Annotated in this window: 19 protein-coding genes; 9 read left to right on the top strand and 10 right to left on the bottom strand. The window is 62.8% G+C overall.

All coding sequences use genetic code 11. The annotated features are described in order from the left end of the window. Positions 1 to 2: 2 nt before the first annotated feature. From ABVK50_RS06365 to ABVK50_RS06335, 7 genes are all read right to left on the bottom strand, one after another. Positions 3 to 263: a DUF982 domain-containing protein gene (locus ABVK50_RS06365; RefSeq protein WP_353642359.1), complete on the bottom strand. Its 261-nt coding sequence runs from the start codon at positions 261 to 263 to the stop codon at positions 3 to 5. 145 nt (positions 264 to 408) lie between these two features. Beyond that, complete coding sequence (locus ABVK50_RS06360; RefSeq protein ID WP_353642360.1) at positions 409 to 1,215, bottom strand: ABC transporter permease; 807 nt, start codon at positions 1,213 to 1,215, stop codon at positions 409 to 411. After that, positions 1,212 to 2,222 (bottom strand): ATP-binding cassette domain-containing protein, encoded by a 1,011-nt coding sequence (locus ABVK50_RS06355; RefSeq protein ID WP_353642361.1) that lies wholly within the window; start codon positions 2,220 to 2,222, stop codon positions 1,212 to 1,214. The genes ABVK50_RS06360 and ABVK50_RS06355 overlap by 4 nt, the downstream gene beginning before the upstream one ends. Positions 2,223 to 2,361: 139 nt before the next feature. Continuing rightward, a complete protein-coding gene (locus ABVK50_RS06350; protein WP_353642362.1) occupies positions 2,362 to 3,519 on the bottom strand; it encodes a fumarylacetoacetate hydrolase family protein in 1,158 nt (385 codons plus the stop codon). A gap of 230 nt (positions 3,520 to 3,749) precedes the next feature. Beyond that, entirely contained in the window at positions 3,750 to 4,163 is a 414-nt protein-coding gene (locus tag ABVK50_RS06345; protein ID WP_353642363.1) for a GFA family protein, read from the bottom strand. 36 nt (positions 4,164 to 4,199) lie between these two features. After that, entirely contained in the window at positions 4,200 to 4,664 is a 465-nt protein-coding gene (locus tag ABVK50_RS06340; RefSeq protein WP_353642364.1) for an SRPBCC domain-containing protein, read from the bottom strand. Further along, on the bottom strand, positions 4,661 to 4,990 hold the full coding sequence (locus ABVK50_RS06335; RefSeq protein WP_353642365.1) for a metalloregulator ArsR/SmtB family transcription factor: 330 nt from the start codon (positions 4,988 to 4,990) through the stop codon (positions 4,661 to 4,663). The genes ABVK50_RS06340 and ABVK50_RS06335 overlap by 4 nt, the downstream gene beginning before the upstream one ends. Before the next feature lie 470 nt (positions 4,991 to 5,460). Here ABVK50_RS06335 and ABVK50_RS06330 point away from each other — a divergent pair, with 470 nt between their 5' ends. The 4 genes from ABVK50_RS06330 to ABVK50_RS06315 all read left to right on the top strand — a co-directional run bounded on the left by ABVK50_RS06330 (position 5,461) and on the right by ABVK50_RS06315 (position 10,295). Then, on the top strand, positions 5,461 to 6,222 hold the full coding sequence (locus tag ABVK50_RS06330; protein ID WP_353642366.1) for an AraC family transcriptional regulator: 762 nt from the start codon (positions 5,461 to 5,463) through the stop codon (positions 6,220 to 6,222). A gap of 366 nt (positions 6,223 to 6,588) precedes the next feature. Further along, complete coding sequence (locus ABVK50_RS06325) at positions 6,589 to 7,104, top strand: (2Fe-2S)-binding protein (protein ID WP_353646003.1); 516 nt, start codon at positions 6,589 to 6,591, stop codon at positions 7,102 to 7,104. Between the two features lie 3 nt (positions 7,105 to 7,107). Next, the gene (locus tag ABVK50_RS06320; RefSeq protein ID WP_353642367.1) at positions 7,108 to 8,085 is read left to right on the top strand and encodes a xanthine dehydrogenase family protein subunit M; all 978 of its coding nucleotides are present in this window, start codon (positions 7,108 to 7,110) and stop codon (positions 8,083 to 8,085) included. Beyond that, the gene (locus ABVK50_RS06315; RefSeq protein WP_353642368.1) at positions 8,082 to 10,295 is read left to right on the top strand and encodes a xanthine dehydrogenase family protein molybdopterin-binding subunit; all 2,214 of its coding nucleotides are present in this window, start codon (positions 8,082 to 8,084) and stop codon (positions 10,293 to 10,295) included. The genes ABVK50_RS06320 and ABVK50_RS06315 overlap by 4 nt, the downstream gene beginning before the upstream one ends. 160 nt (positions 10,296 to 10,455) lie before the next feature. On the opposite strand, the gene ABVK50_RS06310 is transcribed toward ABVK50_RS06315, so the two are convergent. Further along, on the bottom strand, positions 10,456 to 11,241 hold the full coding sequence (locus tag ABVK50_RS06310; protein WP_353642369.1) for a DUF899 domain-containing protein: 786 nt from the start codon (positions 11,239 to 11,241) through the stop codon (positions 10,456 to 10,458). A gap of 282 nt (positions 11,242 to 11,523) precedes the next feature. Next, positions 11,524 to 11,898: a hypothetical protein gene (locus tag ABVK50_RS06305; protein WP_353642370.1), complete on the bottom strand. Its 375-nt coding sequence runs from the start codon at positions 11,896 to 11,898 to the stop codon at positions 11,524 to 11,526. 994 nt (positions 11,899 to 12,892) lie between these two features. Here ABVK50_RS06305 and ABVK50_RS06300 point away from each other — a divergent pair. Together ABVK50_RS06300 and ABVK50_RS06295 are read left to right on the top strand one after the other, a co-directional pair. Continuing rightward, positions 12,893 to 13,078 (top strand): epoxide hydrolase N-terminal domain-containing protein, encoded by a 186-nt coding sequence (locus tag ABVK50_RS06300; protein WP_353646004.1) that lies wholly within the window; start codon positions 12,893 to 12,895, stop codon positions 13,076 to 13,078. Further along, positions 13,057 to 13,467, top strand: coding sequence for a hypothetical protein (locus ABVK50_RS06295; protein ID WP_353642371.1), 411 nt, complete (start codon positions 13,057 to 13,059; stop codon positions 13,465 to 13,467). The genes ABVK50_RS06300 and ABVK50_RS06295 overlap by 22 nt, the downstream gene beginning before the upstream one ends. A gap of 79 nt (positions 13,468 to 13,546) precedes the next feature. Here ABVK50_RS06295 and ABVK50_RS06290 read toward each other — a convergent pair whose 3' ends face one another. Beyond that, a complete protein-coding gene (locus tag ABVK50_RS06290; protein WP_353642372.1) occupies positions 13,547 to 14,449 on the bottom strand; it encodes a LysR family transcriptional regulator in 903 nt (300 codons plus the stop codon). A gap of 100 nt (positions 14,450 to 14,549) precedes the next feature. Between ABVK50_RS06290 and ABVK50_RS06285 the strand changes: the two genes are divergently transcribed. The 3 genes from ABVK50_RS06285 to ABVK50_RS06275 all read left to right on the top strand — a co-directional run bounded on the left by ABVK50_RS06285 (position 14,550) and on the right by ABVK50_RS06275 (position 17,304). Continuing rightward, a complete protein-coding gene (locus ABVK50_RS06285) occupies positions 14,550 to 15,398 on the top strand; it encodes an SDR family oxidoreductase (RefSeq protein WP_353642373.1) in 849 nt (282 codons plus the stop codon). A 207-nt stretch (positions 15,399 to 15,605) separates the two neighbouring features. After that, positions 15,606 to 16,004, top strand: coding sequence for a RidA family protein (locus ABVK50_RS06280; RefSeq protein WP_353642374.1), 399 nt, complete (start codon positions 15,606 to 15,608; stop codon positions 16,002 to 16,004). A gap of 379 nt (positions 16,005 to 16,383) precedes the next feature. Beyond that, a complete protein-coding gene (locus ABVK50_RS06275) occupies positions 16,384 to 17,304 on the top strand; it encodes an NAD(P)/FAD-dependent oxidoreductase (RefSeq protein ID WP_353642375.1) in 921 nt (306 codons plus the stop codon). The last annotated feature ends 18 nt before the right edge of the window (positions 17,305 to 17,322 follow it).

Below are 17,322 nucleotides of genomic sequence, written 5' to 3'. Positions count from 1 at the left end.
ACCTAGTGGCGGCGCGCCTTGCCTTCGCGCACGAACAGCGCAGCTTCCTTGGCGGCGCGGATGAAGGCCCGGCGCGCAGAAGCGGCCGCCCTCCTCCCTTCCATCGCGTCCATGCACGCCTGCAGGGCAAAGCGATATTCCGGACCGCGATCCTTATCGGGCCACCGGTCGACCAGCAAAAATGCGGCCTGCACGGTGCTCCTCACGACGCGTTGCCTGCCGGCCCTGACTGTCACGGGCACATCGAACGGTTCGTCGCGCATGGCGCTCTCCTCGAGAAGATCGCCAGCAACGGGGGGCCGGTCACATTCGTTCCTTCGCGGGCCCGGCATCTCGGGAGATGATGAACAGAGGCTTAACACGTATTGGCGGCGATCGCCTCGTCGCCCCGGCAGTATAGGACCCTTCTCACCTTCTAAGGTACAGCCACAGTGTCGTTGGAGCGAGAATCGCGGTCAGCGCCACCGGTGCGATCAGCGCGAGCGCAACCTGGCCTAACGTCGCGCCACCGCCCATCAATCCGCGAAGCGCCGTGGTCATCAGCGATACCGGATTGACGTCGACAAAGGCGCGCAGCCAGTCAGGCATGGTGGCAGGGTCGACCATGATGTTCGAGGCGAAGACGAGCGGGAACAGGAACGTGAAGCCCAGCGTCATCACCGTGGTCGGCGTGCGGATCAAGAGGCCGAGCACGATGAACACCCAGCCCATGCCGAAGCCGATAGCCACGAGCATGGCGAAGGCGGCAAGAACGCCAGGAATACCTGCCTCGGGCCTATAGCCCAGAATAAGGCCTATGGTGAGGATGATCGATGCGGCGATCAGATGGCGAAGGATGTCGCCTACCATCAGGCCGGCGAAGGGAGAAAGCGACCAGATCGGAAGGGAGCGGAAGCGGTCGAACAGGCCCTTACCGAGGTCGGTCGAGAGCCCCATGCCCGAATAGACCGCGTTGAACACGACGGTCTGGACCAGGATGCCGGGCAGGAAGAACTGCAGATACTCGGCGGGCGAACCCGCAAGCGCGCCGCCGAAGACGAAGGTGAAGAGCAGCGTGAACATGATCGGCGTCATCACCAGATCGAAGAGCTGCTCGGGAACGTGCTTGAATTTCAGCACAGCGCGCCAGCCAAAGACCAGCGCGTTGGAAACGGCCGAAGGGCTGGCTGGCCGGGCAACTTTGGGCAGCCGCCCCAGAGAAGTAGCTTCGGTCATATCCTGGCGTCCTCGTGACTGTTGGCCGAACCTGGCTGACCGGTCAGGGCGAAGAAGACCTCGTCGAGGCTCGGCTGGCCCATGGAGAAATCGGACAGCTCGATGCCGCTGGCGACCAGTTCGGCGAGCGCTTCATTGGCAGCTTTCGCGGCGCCGGCCATGACCGAGAGTTGCGCGCCCTCGGTGCTGCGCTGGACTGGATGTTGCAGCCGCCGCTCCAGTATGCCCGCCGCCTCGTCGAGCCGGGCCGGATCGGAAATGGCGACATGCAGGAAGCCGGAACCGGTTGCGGCCTTCAATTCGCGGCTGGTGCCCTCGGCGATCTTCCTGCCATGGTCGATGACGGCGATGCGCGCTGCGAGTTGATCGGCCTCTTCGAGATACTGTGTCGTGAGCAGGATGGTGACGCCGGAGCCCGCCAGCCCGCGGATCATGCCCCAGACATCCTTGCGGGCGTTCGGATCGAGGCCGGTGGTGGGCTCGTCGAGGAACAGGACGCCCGGCGTGATGATCAGCGACGCAGCGATGTCGAGCCTGCGCCGCATGCCGCCCGAATAGTCCTTCACCTGCTTCGTCGCCGCGTCGGACAGACCGAAGGCAGCGAGCAGATCGTTGGCGCGGCTCTTCGCGGCACGACCGCGAAAGCCCCAAAGGCGAGCGAGCAGGACAAGGTTTTCGCGGCCGGTCAGATCCTCGTCCAGCGAGGCGAACTGCCCGGTCATTGCGATCGCGGCGCGGACCTCATGCGGCGCCTGCACGATATCATGGCCCATGACGGTGGCCGAGCCGGCGTCCGGGCGGGACAGCGTCGCCAGCATCCGCATCAGAGTGGTCTTGCCGGCGCCGTTCGGACCCAGGATGGCGAAAATCATGCCGCGCGGGACATCGAGATCGATCCGGTCGACGGCGCGCACGTCGCCGAACGTCTTCACCAGACCGCGCGCCGAAATTGCAGGTGTGACGTCGGTAAAGGCTGTCGGAATCCTCGCAGGAGAAAAATCGTTCATGGCCATCGATCCGGCAATTTGCAAAGGGCTCTTACACGCTGGGGCTGCGGCGAGCCGACGCATATATCAGCTTTACAACCGCTGGTCAGCTTCTGAAACGCCGGTGGACTGGATGCTCGTCCCAACCCCGCGCCTGTCCTCAAATCAGATTTGCCTTGGCGAGGTCCCGCATCAAATGGCTCGCACCATAGGTCCATGGCGGGCAATCCGGCGAAAGCTTCACGCGGTTGATCAGCGCACCGAGCGTTTCGGAACTTATAATGACGGTGTCGCCGACTTTGTGCGTAAAGCCCTTGCCTGCTTCACCGCGATCTTTCGAAGGCACGAACATCGTGCCGAGATAAAGCGCGATTCCGTCGGGATATTGGTGATGAGGCCCCATGGCAGCAGCCACCAGCTCTTCCGGAGAGCGGCTGATCTCGGCCATCGAGCTCGCCCCTTCGAGCGAGAAGCCGTCTTCGCCCTCGACCCTCAGCGAAACGCGAGCCTGCTTCACATCCTCGATTGAGAAGGTGCCGTCGAAGAGGCGGATGAACGGCCCGAGCGCGGCGGAGGCGTTGTTGTCCTTGGCCTTGCCGAGCAGCAGCGCCGAGCGGCCCTCGACATCGCGCAGATTGACATCGTTGCCGAGCGTCGCGCCGACGATCCTGCCCGTGCTGGATGCGATAACGGCGATCTCCGGCTCCGGATTGTTCCAAGTCGAGACCGGATGCAGCCCGACATCCGCGCCGAATCCGACCGACGCCAGGGGCTGGCATTTGGTGAAGATCTCGGCGTCGGGACCGATGCCGACCTCCAGATATTGGGACCAGACGCCACGCTCGACCAGCTTCTTCTTGCACTCCAGCGCTTCCGCCGATCCGGGCTTCAACCGGGAGAGGTCGTCGCCGATCAGGCTCGCGATATCGCCGCGGATCGCATCGGCCTTTTCCGGATTGCCGCGCGCCTGTTCCTCGATCACCCGCTCCAGCAGGCTGACGACGAAGGTGACGCCCGACGCCTTGACCGCCTGCAGGTCGACAGGCGACAGCAGCCAGGGCAGAGCGGGATCGCGGTTTTCGCGCAAGCTGTTGCGGAGAATATCGTCGAGCGTGCCGACGCTTCTGCCGGGAGCAGCCCTTACGAAGCCCGCCGGGTCGTCCATTTCGCAAATATCGCGCGCCGTCGGCGCAGTGGCCGAAGTGATATCCAGCACCTCGCCGTCGCGCACGGTAACCACCGCCGGATGCAGCCAGCCGCCGGCCATTGCGCGTCCGAGATAGGCGCCCTCGGAGGGTGGGTTTCGATAATCGTTCATGGTGATTCCTGTGCTGCCGGCGAGTGCTCTGCAAAGGCGACCACAGCACCTTTCGTGCTAAAGACGCCGATGGCTTTGTAGAGCGTTCGCCTACCGTCCGACAACACCATTTGGATAGGGCCAAGCGCCGGCACTTTGGCCCAATCGACGACCGGCATTCCAGGTCTGGCGATCGCCAGCTCCAGCGCGCCTGGTGGCGGCTTAACGCTGACAGTCTGAGCAGGACGCATTCAGGTCGGCGGGATTTTCTCGAATTTCGGCAGGGCCGGATCGAGATGGTCCCATGCGTTGGCGGCGGCGTGCCACGTAACGAATTGCGGCTTGTACCGGCTCGGATCATCGAGGCTGCCAGCGCGCACGGCGACGACGTCGGGCATGGCGGGAAAAGTGATGAACACCGGCGACCCGCAGGTGGCGCAGAAGGCGCAGCTTTTGACGGTTCCGCCATCGCCGACCACTTCCCAGGTCTTAGCTTCGCCCTCTACCTTCCGGGCCGCGCCAGAAAAGGTAAGGTACGATGCGTGGCCGGCGCCGGTTTGATGCTGGCATTGGCGACACTGGCAGTCGACCATCACCACCGGTTCGGCCGAGATTTCATAGCGGATCGCTCCGCAGGCGCATCCGCCGGTATAGGGCTTGCTCATGTCTTTTCCCTCAAATGCCGTTGGAACGCGGACGCGTCAGTTCTTCTCGCCGGCGGTGGCGCCGATGTTCTTGACGACTTTCTTCCAGCCTTCGCTCATGTTCTTGAACGCGGTATCGTTTCTGGGCAGCACGAAGCCGGAATGGATAAGGCGAAGGCGCGTGCCGTTATCAGCCTTGGAGAGGATGAACGTGACGACTGTTTCCAGTCGCGAGCCGTATCCGACGTTTTCCTCGTGTCCGCCTTTCCAGGCATAGGCGAAGCGTTCGTTCGGCTTCACCTCCAGAACCTGGCAGTGAATGGTGCCGTCCCATGCGCCGGCCGGCGTGGTCTGAAACGTAAAACGCTTGCCCTCCACCGGCTCGAATCCTGTCGGCGGCATCAGCCAACGGTGGATCAGTTCCCCGGTTGTCAACGTTTTCCAGATCGTCTCCGGCGAATGCGGGAAGACCTCGTCGACCACGATATCTTGCGTGTAGGACTTCAATGCGGCGTCGTTCATGGATCTATTTCCTTCAGGAGGGTTCTAAGGTTGGCGAACCGCTCGCGCCAGAAGACGCCGTAGTGGCTCATCCAGTCGACCAGCGGCGCCAGGCCCTCGGGCTGGGCGCGGTAATAGACGTTGCGGCCCTCGGGGCGCTCGGCGACGAGGCCGGCCTGCTTCAACGACTTGAGGTGCTGGGAGATAGCGCCTTGCGTCACGCCGCTCCCCCGCGTCAGTTCGACCACTGTGATCTCGTCGGATCTGACCACCCGCTCGAACAGGGCTCGCCGGGTGGGATCGGCAAGCGCGCGCATGACGGCGTTGATTGGGGCTGCTTCAGTCATGACAAAACTATTAGTATGCACTGATTGATTAGTCAACACTATTTTATTTTACCGCGGCGCCTTAGCGGTTGGGGGCTGGTTCGCTCCGAGCTTCTTGGCCGCGGTGCCGGTTCGCGACGTCCTCCAATCCGTTGGCGTGCCCTAGGCAGAAGACGGCTCGGACGCCTCGCACCGCGTGCGTGGTCATCCTGATTCCATAGCGGTCGCTCTGATGATGGCGCATGTTACCGCCCGTTCGCCATCTGCTTGTCACGTAGATTTAAGGTTAAGTTGCTTATCATCCTTGCTACTCTCAAAAACCTTTTCTCAACGCTTGGAGGGTGGCGATGGGAACGGAAGTTGTACGCAGCGTAGGCAGATTTGTAGGGCTCGACGAACCGCGAACCCTATCCACCCGTTTCCTGCAATTGGCGGAAATCGTGGGCAGCCGCATCCGCTGGCACGGAGCGGATGCCGGCGACCCCGTAAGGATGGAAAAGCGCGACGGCTATCTCATCTGCCTTCAGCGAAATGACCTGCCTTCGGTACCCTATTGGGTCAACGGCGTGCCGACGCCAATGATGCCGCTCCATCGCGGTAAGTTCCTTCTTCTGGATCTGAATGAAGAGCACGCCTCCGTGACCCGCGGAAACGTGGACTGCATCTCGATGTTCGCCTCACGCGAGGCTCTCCAGAACTTCCATGACGAGCACGATCTGCGACCATTCAGATCGTTGCGGGCGGCTAACGGCGTCGCGTTCCACGATGAAATCATCAGAAATCTTGGCGAGTGCTTGGTTCCGGCCTTCGACCGGCCAGACGCCGCAAGCCAGCTTTTCACCGACCAGGTCGCGCTAGCGCTTTTGACTCATCTCGCCACCTTTTACGCCGAGCAGCCAGTTATTACGCGTCCGATCCGGGGAGGCTTGGCGCGGTGGCAGGAGCGCCGGGCGAAAGATATGCTGCTGGCCAATCTTGACGGGCAGATCGGCCTCGATGAACTCTCTCGCGCATGCGGTCTGTCCCGAAGCCACTTCGCGCGCGCGTTCAAGACCGCAGTGGGCATGCCGCCTCTACAGTGGTTGCTGGTCCAGCGCGTCGAGCGAGCGAAAGATCTGCTCCTGAACTCCAATCTGCCGATTGATCAAATCGCGCATCACTGCGGCTTTGCGGATCAGAGCCACTTCACCCGGGCATTCTTCAGGATCGTCAACGTCACTCCCGGCGCATGGCGGCGTACGCGCCGTTTCTAGCTAGCGCAGCTCCCGGCGATATTCGCGGCATTTCCTCACAGTTCGAGTTTGAACGGCGGCGTGAGGGTGCGATCACATTCGCTTGAGCGAAGAGCGCTGTCTTCACAAGACAGCACTGACATACAAAAAACAGCACTCCGCGCGCTGGCCCGCAGGCAACCGGCAGATAGCGTTTCCTGCAGGTACCGCGGGGGGCCGGGCCAACTGGGCCGCCATGCCGCGTTCGCCAGGAGGCCATAGATGACCAACCAACACCTGACACCGTCAGGCGAGGCAGGGACAGACATTCATTCGCCCTCTGCCTCCACATCACTATCGCGCCGCGCAGTCCTTCAGCTGGCTGGCGGCGCGGCGTCGCTCGCAGCGATGCCTCATGCGGCAGCCCAGACAATCCCTCCAACTGGTGTAGGCGCGATCGCAACCGGGCCGGTCCGTCTCGTCGTGAACGGGAAGCCGACGGAACTGGAACTCGATCCCAGACAATCACTGCTCGACGTTCTGCGCGAAACGCTTGACCTCACCGGCACCAAGAAGGGCTGCAATCAGGGCGCCTGCGGCGTGTGCACCGTTCTGGTGAACGGCAGACGAATCGTTTCCTGTCTGACACTCGCGGTCATGCATGACGGCGCGCAGATCGAAACGATCGAAGGTCTTGAAAAGGACGGTGACCTCCATCCGCTCCAGCAAGCGTTCGTTGAGCACGAGGGCCTTCAATGCGGGTTCTGCACGTCGGGCCAGATCATGTCCGGCCTTGGCTGCATTGCCGAAGGTCATGCGGGATCGCCTGAGGAGATTCAGTTCTGGATGAGCGGTAACATTTGCCGCTGCGGTGCTTACCCAGGCATCGTCGCGGCAGTCGCGGACGCAGCGGAGAGGACCTGACCCATGTTTCCCTTCGTGTTGGAGAAGCCCGGTAAGGCCGAGGACGCGATTGCGGCGGCCGCATCTGGCGCGCGCTATATCGCCGGCGGCACCACGCTCGTCGATCTCATGCGCGAGGAGGTCGAGCGCCCGGACCGGCTCATCGACATCAACGCGCTTCCCTTGGGCGGCATCCGTGTCGAAGGCGAACATCTGGTCATTGGCGCGCTAGCACGCATGGCTGACGTCGCCGCCGACGAGAATGTTCAGCGGCTGCAGCCACTCATCGCGGAAAGCTTAATCGAAGGCGCGTCGCCGCAGTTGCGCAACATGGCTTCCATGGGCGGCAATCTGCTGCAGCGGGTGCGCTGTCCATACTTCCGTATGCTCGATGTCGGCTGCAACAAACGCACTCCCGGATCGGGATGCGCTGCCATCGACGGATTGAACGCGGGGCACGCGATCCTCGGCACGAGCGACCACTGCGTAGCGACCCATCCGTCGGATGTCGCGGTAGCGCTGGTGGCGCTGGACGCCACGATGCGGGTCCAAGGTCCACAAGGCGAGCGCAGCTTCCCGGTCGGGGAACTTTTCCGGCTTCCTGGCGACACGCCGCATCTAGAACACACGTTGTTGCCCGGCGAACTGATCGTCGAAATACGCGTGCCGGGCGGGCCGCATGCGCTTCATGCGCGCTACCTCAAGGTCCGCGACCGCGCCTCGTACGAATTCGCCCTGGTGTCCGCCGCCGCCGCCCTCGCTATTGAGGACGGAGTCATCCGCGAAGCGCGCATTGCGGCGGGCGGCGTTGGAACGCGTCCTTGGCGGCTGCGCGCATGCGAGGCCGCGCTTGCCGGGAGAAAGCCGGACAGGCAGGCCTTCGAGGAAGCCGCGCAATTGGCGACTGAAGGGGCCCGGCCGTTGCACCACAACGCCTTCAAAGTCGCGCTCTTGCCCAGGACGATCGTCCGGGCGCTGGAAATGGCGGGAGAGGTCGCATGAACATGAACGTCATTGGAAAGCCTTTGACGCGGGTCGACGGGCGCACCAAGGTCACAGGCAGGGCGCGCTATGCCGCTGATTTCAATCAGCCGGACCAGTTCTATGCCGTCATCGTCAGCGCGACGGTCGGACTCGGTCGAGTGACGGAGATCAAAAGCGCCGCGGCGGAAGGCATGCCCGGCGTCGTCGCTTTGATCACTCACCGCAATGCGCCCAAATTGCCATATCTGCCGCACAAGGGCGTCATCGACCCAGCAGTCGGGGAACGGCTCCATGTGCTGCAGGACGATAGCGTTCGTTTCTACGGCCAGCCCGTCGCCGTCGTTGTGGCGGACTCCCTCGATCATGCTGAGCGCGCTGCCACGGCGCTCCGTATCACCTACGACGCTCGCCAACCGACCGTCGATCACGCAGACCAGCAGGTAGCCAGAATCGTTCCGGGGGCGGGCACGGCGGACAGATCGCGGGGCGATGCAGATGCCGCCCTGGCAGAGGCGGCCGTCAAGGTCGACGAGAACTATGACATGGCCCGCGAAAATCATAATCCTATGGAGCCGCATGCAACGGTCGCGGCCTGGGACGGCGATCGGTTGACCCTGTGGAGCAAGAGCCAGTTTCTCATGAATGAGCAGGCCGAGATTGCCGCGATATTTGGCCTGCCCGTCGACAATGTCGAGGTGATCTGTCCTTTCATTGGAGGCGCTTTCGGCACGAGCCTGAGGACGTGGCCGCACGTGACGCTGGCTGCACTTGCGGCGCGCCATGTCGGGCGGCCCGTCAAGCTTGTGCTCACCCGCAAGCAGATGTTCTTCACCACGGGCCATCGGCCGCGCACCGTTCAGAGGGTTGCGCTCGGCGCAACTTCAGAGGGCAAACTCACGGGTATCATCCACGAGGGCACGGGAGAGACGAGCCGCTACGAGCAGTTCACGGAGGCTCTGACCGCCGTCACCGACTACCTGTATTCCTGCCCGAATGTGCGCACCCAATACCGTCTGGCGCAACTCGATACCGGCACTCCCAACCACATGCGCGGTCCGGGAGAGGCAAGCGGCATCTTTGCGCTCGAAAGTGCCATGGACGAGCTATCTTACAAGCTAGGGATCGATCCGATCGAGCTAAGACGCCGAAACGAACCGCAGATCGACGAGGCCGAAAACAAACCATTTTCCAGCCGCTCGCTGATGCAGTGCTATGAGCTTGGCGCCGATCGCTTCGGCTGGGCCCGAAGGACGCCCGAACCTCGCTCGATGCGCGACGGACGCCTTCTGATCGGCATGGGCACGGCTACGGCCACCTACCCTGCCTTCCACGCTCCCTCGAGCGCCAGGGTGCGGCTTCTCGCAGATGGCACTGCCGAGGTCGAAGCGGCCGCCAGCGACATGGGCCCAGGCACCTACACGTCAATGACGCAGGTCGCGGCCGAGTTCCTGGGACTGCCACCGGAGCAGGTGCGGTTCGGGCTTGGCACGACGGACTACCCGCCAACGCCGTCCCACGGCGGCTCATGGACCATGGCTTCGGTAGGGTCGGCCATCCGTGCCGCTTGCCTGGAAGTGCAGTCGCAAGCGGTTCGCCATGCGGTGACGGATGCTGGCTCGCCAGTCTTCGGGGCGTCTATCGAGGACCTTGAATGGGCGGACGGACGCCTCCGTCGACGCGGTGATGCCTCGCCGGGACTGTCTTACCAAGACATCCTTGCGAAGACGGGCAATCCGATCGAGGCTGAGGGTTCCGCCCGGCGAGACCCGGAAGCAGCGGAAAGATATTCGATGCACTCCTTCGGCGCCGTCTTTGCCGAAGTGTCCGTCGACCCCGACGTGGGGACGATCAGGGTACGCCGCCTTGTCGGCGCGTATGGCATTGGGCGGGTAGTCAACCCACTCCTCGCCAGGAGCCAGTGCACGGGCGGGATGATTGGCGGCATGGGCATGGCGCTGATGGAACGAACCGTTCTGGACGCGCGTGACGGACGACCAGTCAACGCGCACATGGCTGACTACCTCATGCCCGTGAACCTCGACACTCCGCAACTGGAGGCGCTGTTCGTCGACGAAGTCGACCCGCACGTGAATCCGCTCGGCGTGAAAGGGCTAGGCGAGATCGCACTGGTAGGAACCGCTCCTGCGATTGCGAACGCCGTATTCCACGCAACAGGCAAGCGCATGCGCACACTGCCGATCAAGATTGAGGATGTCCTGACTGCATAGGCCACGCGATTGGCTTTCCACGCTAGATGCCGACTGTCGGACTGCGTTGGCTGTGGCATCGCCACCGTTCTGTCGTTGAAAAGCGGCCCCTGCCTACGGCCGATTGCGACCCTCAGAACGACGGCCGCCTGCCCGTCGAAGCCACCGCAACAGGCGTGGTTCATGGTTTCGTGCCTTCCTGATTCCGGAACGCCGCCTCTCCGGCGTCCGATACCTCGATCCACTTCTTGTCGGGCGCTGCGTCGGCGACGTAGCTGTCGTGCCAGTTCCACCACTTGTAGGTCGGGGTCTGCGGATAGCCTTCGGGCGAGTCCTCCCAGACCTCCTGCCGGCCTAGCGGCGTGATGTCGAGGTAGTTCCAGGTGTTCCCCATCTGCTCGTCGCCGCGGTTGTTGATGAAGTAGGTGCGGAACACGCGGTCGCTGTCGCGGTAGAACACGTTCGTACCATGCCACTCGTCCACGCCGAAATCCGCGTCGAAGTTGTCCGTGATGGTGAACCAGGGCATCTCCCAGCCCATGCGCGCTTTCAACCGTGCGATGTCCGCCTGGGGCGCACGAGACACGAAGGCGAGGGTGGTGTCACGGGCGTTCAGGTGGGCGACGTGGGCGACCTGGTCGGCCACCATGGAGCAGCCCCGGCAGGCGTGGTCAGGCCAGCCGAACACTCCCGGCTCGAAGAAGGCGCGGTAGACGATCAGCTGATGGCGGCGCTCGAACAGGTCGAGCAGGCTCACCTTGCCCTCGGGTCCGTCGAACTCGTACTCCTTCTCCACCGCCATCCATGGCATTCGCCGGCGCTCGGCCGCCAGAGCGTCACGGGCGCGGGTCTGGGCCTTTTCCTTCCCGAGCAGTCGCTGGCGCGCAGCTTCCCACTCCTGCCGCGACACGACCGATGGTGTTTGCATGGCGGTCCGTCCACGTCCGTTTTCGGATGATGTAGTCATGGCTTTTAACCTCCTGATTGGGCGAATTCCCACGCCTCGAGCTGAAGCGCGGTTCCATTCGCTGCTCGCTCGTTGTTGGTCGTGAGATAGTTTGGCACCGGAAATGGAACGGTGAGAGTAACAAATGTGGCGGCATTCCGATGGAGGCGCTGACCAAGGCCGTGGCGCATGCGCTCGATGCATGTGATCTAGCGCCTTGATCCGCAGACGTTGCGCGGCGATACCCTCCGTGGCCATTACAGAGGATTCGCTCCGCTCACGTGAGAGCACAGCATGTTGCGCTTACCTTCCCTTGACGGTGGGATGTGGGTTGCGGGCATAGGCCACGCATTCCTCGACGACAGTCGTGCAGAGCGCATTGCGGCGCTGCGGCAGATCATTGTCGCCGGCATAGGCGATATCGACGACCCGGCCGTTGGTGAAGCGCACCTGGGCATTGCAATAGCCGCCGGGAGCTACGTTTAGCGAACCGCCGAGCCCCGGGAAGGCGCCCACACCGACGGTGGGAAGGGCGACGTTCAAGCCGCCTCGATTGATGGCGCGCTCATAGGTCCAGATCTGGCCGGACTCGATGTCGACCGTACGCGACGGGAAGCCTGCGCACATTCGTATGTCGACATCGCTCAGGCCGAGCAATGCCGTGCGCGCAACGGCCACGGTTGCAGCCTCCTTCTCGACACACGAAGACACCGCGGCAACGCCGGCGAAGAGGGCCATCAGGGCTGGAGTTCGAACATGGCAAAAAATCATCCTGTGCGCACCGGCCTTTTTGCTGGTTTTCACTTGATCCGATTCGCGGAAGCGAACCGCCGGCGGGCGAGCTCGAGCCGGCAACTTAGAATGGAGAGTTGGCGTGAGGGCGCGCAGTTTCAAGTCGGCCGGCGGCCTTAATCGTCTCCTGCGGTGGAAAATGCCCGAGCGGGATTGCGGCCCATTGCAGACATTTGCAAAAAGTTCGGTGGTAGACATCGGCGCGCCGCACGGCCGCCAACAAGGCTGAGAGGGTCGACGTGAACCCGAACCAGCGATACGATCCTGCAGACGCGGGCCGCAGCAGCAGATGCCGGAGCTGGATCCGGCAATGGCGCGGAGCCAGCTTTCTTCCCGGCTTCCGCACCTCTTGTCCACGACGAAGCGGACTGCGCAACGGGACGCAAGCTGGACTGCCCTGTCCTCGTCCTCTGGCGCATGCCCAGGAGAAGCCGGGCAGATCCAGTCCGGCCGAGATCTGGCAACTCTGGGCCGACGACGTCACGGGCGTGGTGACGAGCGGCGGCCACCTCCAGAGTGGCTCCGCTGTTGGCAAAGACACCTGGGTCGTCGACACTGCCAGGCAGAAAAGATGCGGATCGCCGGAGCGGTGTCCAGGATCACGCGGTTTCGCGGGAAGGTGTAAATCGGCGCTGGAGGTTGTTCCCGAAAGGCAAAAGCGATGTTTTGATTTTGCAAGGCAATCTAGGAAACTGACGGAGTGATGACCCTGATAACGGGCTCGACCGGCCTATCGATGAGAGGCCCAGACTGTATGCGCCCATTCAAAATCCATATCTCAGACGATCAAATCAATGATCTGCAGCGGCGACTGCGCGGTGCCAGGCTTCCCGGAGCCCTTTTCTGAAGCGGTGCCGAGGATGGAGTCAGCTTGCCTTTCATGCACCGCTTGCTCGATTATTGGCGCGACGAGTTCGACTGGCGCGCACAGGAACGCCGGCTGAACCGGCTCCCGCAGTTCACCGCGACCCGGTCGGGCTGGCGGCCTGGATCGCCGAGAAATTCATCGGTTGGACCGACCACGACGGCGATCTCGAAAGGGTCGTGCCGCTCGACCGGCTGCTGACGATCATCTCGATCTACTGGTTCGGCAACAGCCTTGACGCGTCGCTGCGGATTTACAAGGAGAACCGCTTGAACCCCATCGCGCTGGCCGACTTCCCACCGGTCGAGGTGCCGTTCTCCGTCGCGCATTTTCCCAAGGAATTGCCTCCCCCGCCGCGCTCTTGGGTTGAACGCGGGCTGCGTGTAGTCCGCTGGACCGAGATGCCGCGCGGTGGACATTTCGCAGCGTTAGAGCAGCCGGAGCTTTTGGCCGAAGACCTCCGTGCGCCTTCGAGCCGGGAAGCCGTAGCTAACGAAGTACGAGCTGACAGGGCTGGACGAATGTGGGTTTGTGACGCCACTGCGATCAGAGACAGAACTCTGGTTCTTGGCGTGATGGCGATGAACTGAGCGCTCCGAATCCTCTTCGTGCCGCATCCGCCGGTCTGGTCCAAGGGACGGTCATAGCGCGGCTGCTACGTTGATCTGATCAAGGTTCCTTCTTCCGCAGGTTTTTGACTACATCAAGAAAAGCCCGCAGTGCCGGCGGCACGGCTCGATGTCCGGGATAATAAACCGCAACCCCTTCCGGAGCGGGCATCCACGCGGTCAGGAGCTTGCGTAGCCGGCCGTTGAACAAGGCCGCTTCGGCCGCCCAATCCGCCACATAGGCTATGCCCAGACCCTCTATTGCGGCATCGACCATCAGTTCCTCGTCATCGAGCACGATGGGGCCGTTTGCATCTATCACCAGTTCCTGGCCGGCGCGTTCGAACTCCCATCGATAGAATTTGCCGCTGGGCATCCGGTGGCCGATGCAATGGTGGCGTTGCAATTCCTCGGGGGTTCCCGGTTCGCCGAAGCGATCGAGATAGGCGGGCGATGCGACACAGAGGAACGTCAACGCACGTGCAAGCGGCACGGTGATCATGTCCTTGGGGACAGATCCGAGGAGGCGCACGCCGGCATCGAACCCGCTGGACACGATATCGACAAGCCGCCCCTCGACGACGATGTCCACGGTCACGTCCGGATGGCGCTCCGCCATCCGCGGAAGCACCTCCCGCACGAGAAGCCCGGCCACCAATCGCGGTGCGTTAATGCGGACCGTTCCTGCGACATTGCCCCGGAACCCCACGACGCTGTCGAGCGCCTCGTCCAACGTGGCGAGCGCCGGCTGAAGGCGGCCGAGCAACTGGAAACCAGCTTCCGTCGGCGAGACGCTGCGTGTGGTGCGGTTCAGAAGGCGCACGCCCATGCGTTCCTCGAGCGCACGCATCGCATGGCTCAATGTGGAAGGTGCCGTGCCGATCTCGTCGGCTGCGCGGCGGAAGCTGCGGTGCGTGGCAACGGCCACGAAGGCGGTGAGATCGTTAAGCGACGGGCGGGACATTGATGGGAATTTTGCATCACCTCATGCCGATTTCAACGGCTAATACGCGCAATGCGGTTGCCCTATCTCTCCTGCCTGTATCAACTCGGAGATATAAGAAATGGAAAAGACCTGGCTCATAACGGGTGTGTCGTCCGGCCTAGGCCGGCTGCTGGCGGAGAAGGCCCTGATCAGGGGCGACCGCGTTGTCGGCGCCAGCCGCAGCGGGGATGCACTTCCCGACCAGCGTGCACCCTACCCCCAACAACTTCGCATCGTCGCAATGGACCTCAATGATCAGAGCTCGGTCCGCGCCGGCGTCGACCACGCCTTCGCCGCGTCCGCTCGGATCGACATCATTGTCAGCAACGCCAGCTACGGCCTGCTCGGCGCGGCGGAAGAGGCTGGCGATGTGCAGGTCCGGGACATCATCGACACCAATCTCATCGACTCGAACACACTCGTCCAGGCGGCGTTGCCGCATCTGCGCAGCCAGGATGGCGGCCGGATTCTTCAGGTATCGAGCGAGGGAGGCCAGATCGCCTATCCGGCTTTCAGCCTCTACCACGCGACCAAGTGGGGCATCGAGGGGTTCGTTGAATCCGTAGCCCAGGAGGCCGCTCCCTTCGGGATCGAGTTCACCCTAGTGGAACCCGGGCCGGCGCGGACCGGGTTCGGCGGCAATCTCTCGCAAACCAAGCCGCTCGCGGCCTACGAAGGAACTCCCGCCGATCAGGTCCGCGAGGCTCTTCGCGGCTCCTGGGTGATAAAGGGCGACCCCGACCGCATGACGGACGCAATGATCAGGCTTGCCGATCAGGATGGTCCACTTCCGAAGCGGCTGGTGCTCGGCGCCGAGGCCTATGCCGGCATCCGCAAGGCACTCGGTGGGCGTATCGAGGAGCTCGACAGGCAGAAGGACATCGCGGTCGCGGCGGATTTCACAGACGAGGAACTGGCGCGGCTGTGACGGAGTGGCTGGCGGCATTCTCGCCCGGCCAATTGGAAGGCTCGTCCGCCAACGCTTCTGGGGGCCACAACTTTGCGACAGCGGCCAAGATCCCGGAACAGCAGCGCCGAAGCCGGCAAGCTACTTCCATGCTCGGCGCGCCTCTACTGAGGTGCGGCCCGGGCGGCGGCAAGATACAACTCATCTCAATTACAGGAAGGCAACGCCATGGCCAAACGCGACGCAATCTTCCCTGCCTATCGACATGCACTTTACAACGTTCACCGCTATTCGGCGGCGATCCGCTCGGGGGACCTCCTGTTCGTCTCCGGCCAGGTCGGCAGCCGCAAGGACGGATCGCCCGAGCCGGACTTCCCGCGGCAGGTCCAGCTCGCCTTCGACAATCTGAACGCCGTGCTGGCGGCCGCCGGCTGCACGTTCGATGACGTGGTGGACGTCACCACCTTCCACACCGATCCGGAACGCCAGTTCGAAACGATCATGGCTGTCCGCGAGAAGGTGATCGGCGAACCGCCTTATCCGAACTGGACCGCAGTGGGCGTGAACTGGCTGGCGGACTTCGATTTTGAGATCAAGGTCATCGCCCGCATCCCCCTCGACGATTAGAATCCAGCCGGCGGACAAGCGCTGATCGCTCACCCCGCAGTTTCTGTACCGGCGATTGTTCCGACGACGGTAAGGGCAGTAAGGGTCGCTTTCAGGCTCCCATGCAAGTTCGAATGTCTGGTTTTGGCGGATACCGATGAGAAAGTCGGCTCTGAACTGATGATTGGCTTGGTCTGTGCGGGATCGGCGGCGGACGATCTCGCCCGTTCCGTTGCCGTCAATCACGATGGAATCGAGCGACCACGTCGTCTCCACCTCAGTCCGGGAGCCGGTACCGAATATCAGCGCACCTCAAGACGGTGGGCTTGCATCCCGTAACTTTTGTTGTAACGAAAGCAACGAACCGCTATCCTTGCCCCCAGGAATGAGGAACGGAGTTATGAACAAGATCGTGGATTGCGTGGTCGTCGGTGCCGGCGTCGCCGGCCTCAGCGCGGCCCTCTTTCTCGGACGGGCGGGACGATCGACAATCGTCTTCGACGGCGGTCCCCCGCGGATTTTCACCGTCGCGACTGTTCGGGAACATCTCGGCTTCGATGGCCGTTCGACGGCGGAGTTCATGTCGCAGGCTCGCGCGGAAGCCGTCCGTTACGGCGCCGAGATCAGGCAGGAACGCGTGAACGCCATCACACCGCTGGAAAACGGCCATTTTGCGGTCGAGAGCGAGGGTTCCAGCGTCATCTCTCGCACAATCATCCTGGCGACGGGGGTGATCGACGAGATTCCTCCTCTCTCCGGAATGCCGGAGCAATGGGGGAACGAGGTGCGGGTCTGTCCCTGTTTCGATGGACATGAAGTTCGCGGGCAACGGTTCGTGGTCTTTGGATTGCCCGAGCGTCTGGCGCACATGGCATCGTGGGTGTGGATGTGGTCCCCCGACGTGACCGTCTTTTCGCGAGCCATGCTGAATGAAGCGGATGCCGAACGCCTGCGGCTCCTCGACATTTCAATCGTCTCCGACGAGGTGACCGGACTAGTCCATGACAACAGCAAGCTGGTAGCGGTTTCGACGGCGAGCGGACGCGAAGTTCCATGCGACGCAGCGTGGATCGCCGCGAACATCAAGGCCGCGTCCTCCCTCGCCGCAAAGCTTTGCGACGTCGATGTGTCCGGCCTCGCCTTAACGGACAAGATGGGGCGCACAAGCAGGCCGGGCGTCTTCGCCATCGGCAATGCGAACGACCCTGTGGCACATCTTGCCCACGCCTCGGCGGCGGGCACAGCTGTCGGGCCGATGGTCACAATGTATCTGCTCGAGCAGATACTCGCTGAACGCCGAAACGCGAAGTCCGCAGCGTAGAATCCTCGAACACGGGGT

The sequence above is a fragment of the Mesorhizobium sp. WSM2240 genome (assembly GCF_040438645.1).
Classification (GTDB): domain Bacteria; phylum Pseudomonadota; class Alphaproteobacteria; order Rhizobiales; family Rhizobiaceae; genus Allomesorhizobium.
Note: the sequence above shows the minus strand (reverse complement) of the source record. Positions and strands in the feature narration are given on the sequence as shown.

Bases quoted from the DNA above. Each gene is read 5' to 3' on its own strand.
- ABVK50_RS06325 (WP_353646003.1), top strand. From the start codon at position 6,589: ATGCCTCATGCGGCAGCCCAGACAATCCCTCCAACTGGTGTAGGCGCG.
- ABVK50_RS06330 (WP_353642366.1), top strand. From the start codon at position 5,461: ATGGAAAAGCGCGACGGCTATCTCATCTGCCTTCAGCGAAATGACCTG.
- ABVK50_RS06280 (WP_353642374.1), top strand. From the start codon at position 15,606: ATGGCCAAACGCGACGCAATCTTCCCTGCCTATCGACATGCACTTTAC.
- ABVK50_RS06320 (WP_353642367.1), top strand. From the start codon at position 7,108: ATGTTTCCCTTCGTGTTGGAGAAGCCCGGTAAGGCCGAGGACGCGATT.
- ABVK50_RS06285 (WP_353642373.1), top strand. From the start codon at position 14,550: ATGGAAAAGACCTGGCTCATAACGGGTGTGTCGTCCGGCCTAGGCCGG.
- ABVK50_RS06275 (WP_353642375.1), top strand. From the start codon at position 16,384: ATGAACAAGATCGTGGATTGCGTGGTCGTCGGTGCCGGCGTCGCCGGC.
- ABVK50_RS06340 (WP_353642364.1), bottom strand. From the start codon at position 4,664: ATGAACGACGCCGCATTGAAGTCCTACACGCAAGATATCGTGGTCGAC.
- ABVK50_RS06365 (WP_353642359.1), bottom strand. From the start codon at position 263: ATGCGCGACGAACCGTTCGATGTGCCCGTGACAGTCAGGGCCGGCAGG.
- ABVK50_RS06300 (WP_353646004.1), top strand. From the start codon at position 12,893: ATGCACCGCTTGCTCGATTATTGGCGCGACGAGTTCGACTGGCGCGCA.
- ABVK50_RS06335 (WP_353642365.1), bottom strand. From the start codon at position 4,990: ATGACTGAAGCAGCCCCAATCAACGCCGTCATGCGCGCGCTTGCCGAT.
- ABVK50_RS06355 (WP_353642361.1), bottom strand. From the start codon at position 2,222: ATGAACGATTTTTCTCCTGCGAGGATTCCGACAGCCTTTACCGACGTC.
- ABVK50_RS06315 (WP_353642368.1), top strand. From the start codon at position 8,082: ATGAACATGAACGTCATTGGAAAGCCTTTGACGCGGGTCGACGGGCGC.
- ABVK50_RS06360 (WP_353642360.1), bottom strand. From the start codon at position 1,215: ATGACCGAAGCTACTTCTCTGGGGCGGCTGCCCAAAGTTGCCCGGCCA.
- ABVK50_RS06350 (WP_353642362.1), bottom strand. From the start codon at position 3,519: ATGAACGATTATCGAAACCCACCCTCCGAGGGCGCCTATCTCGGACGC.
- ABVK50_RS06290 (WP_353642372.1), bottom strand. From the start codon at position 14,449: ATGTCCCGCCCGTCGCTTAACGATCTCACCGCCTTCGTGGCCGTTGCC.
- ABVK50_RS06345 (WP_353642363.1), bottom strand. From the start codon at position 4,163: ATGAGCAAGCCCTATACCGGCGGATGCGCCTGCGGAGCGATCCGCTAT.
- ABVK50_RS06310 (WP_353642369.1), bottom strand. From the start codon at position 11,241: ATGACTACATCATCCGAAAACGGACGTGGACGGACCGCCATGCAAACA.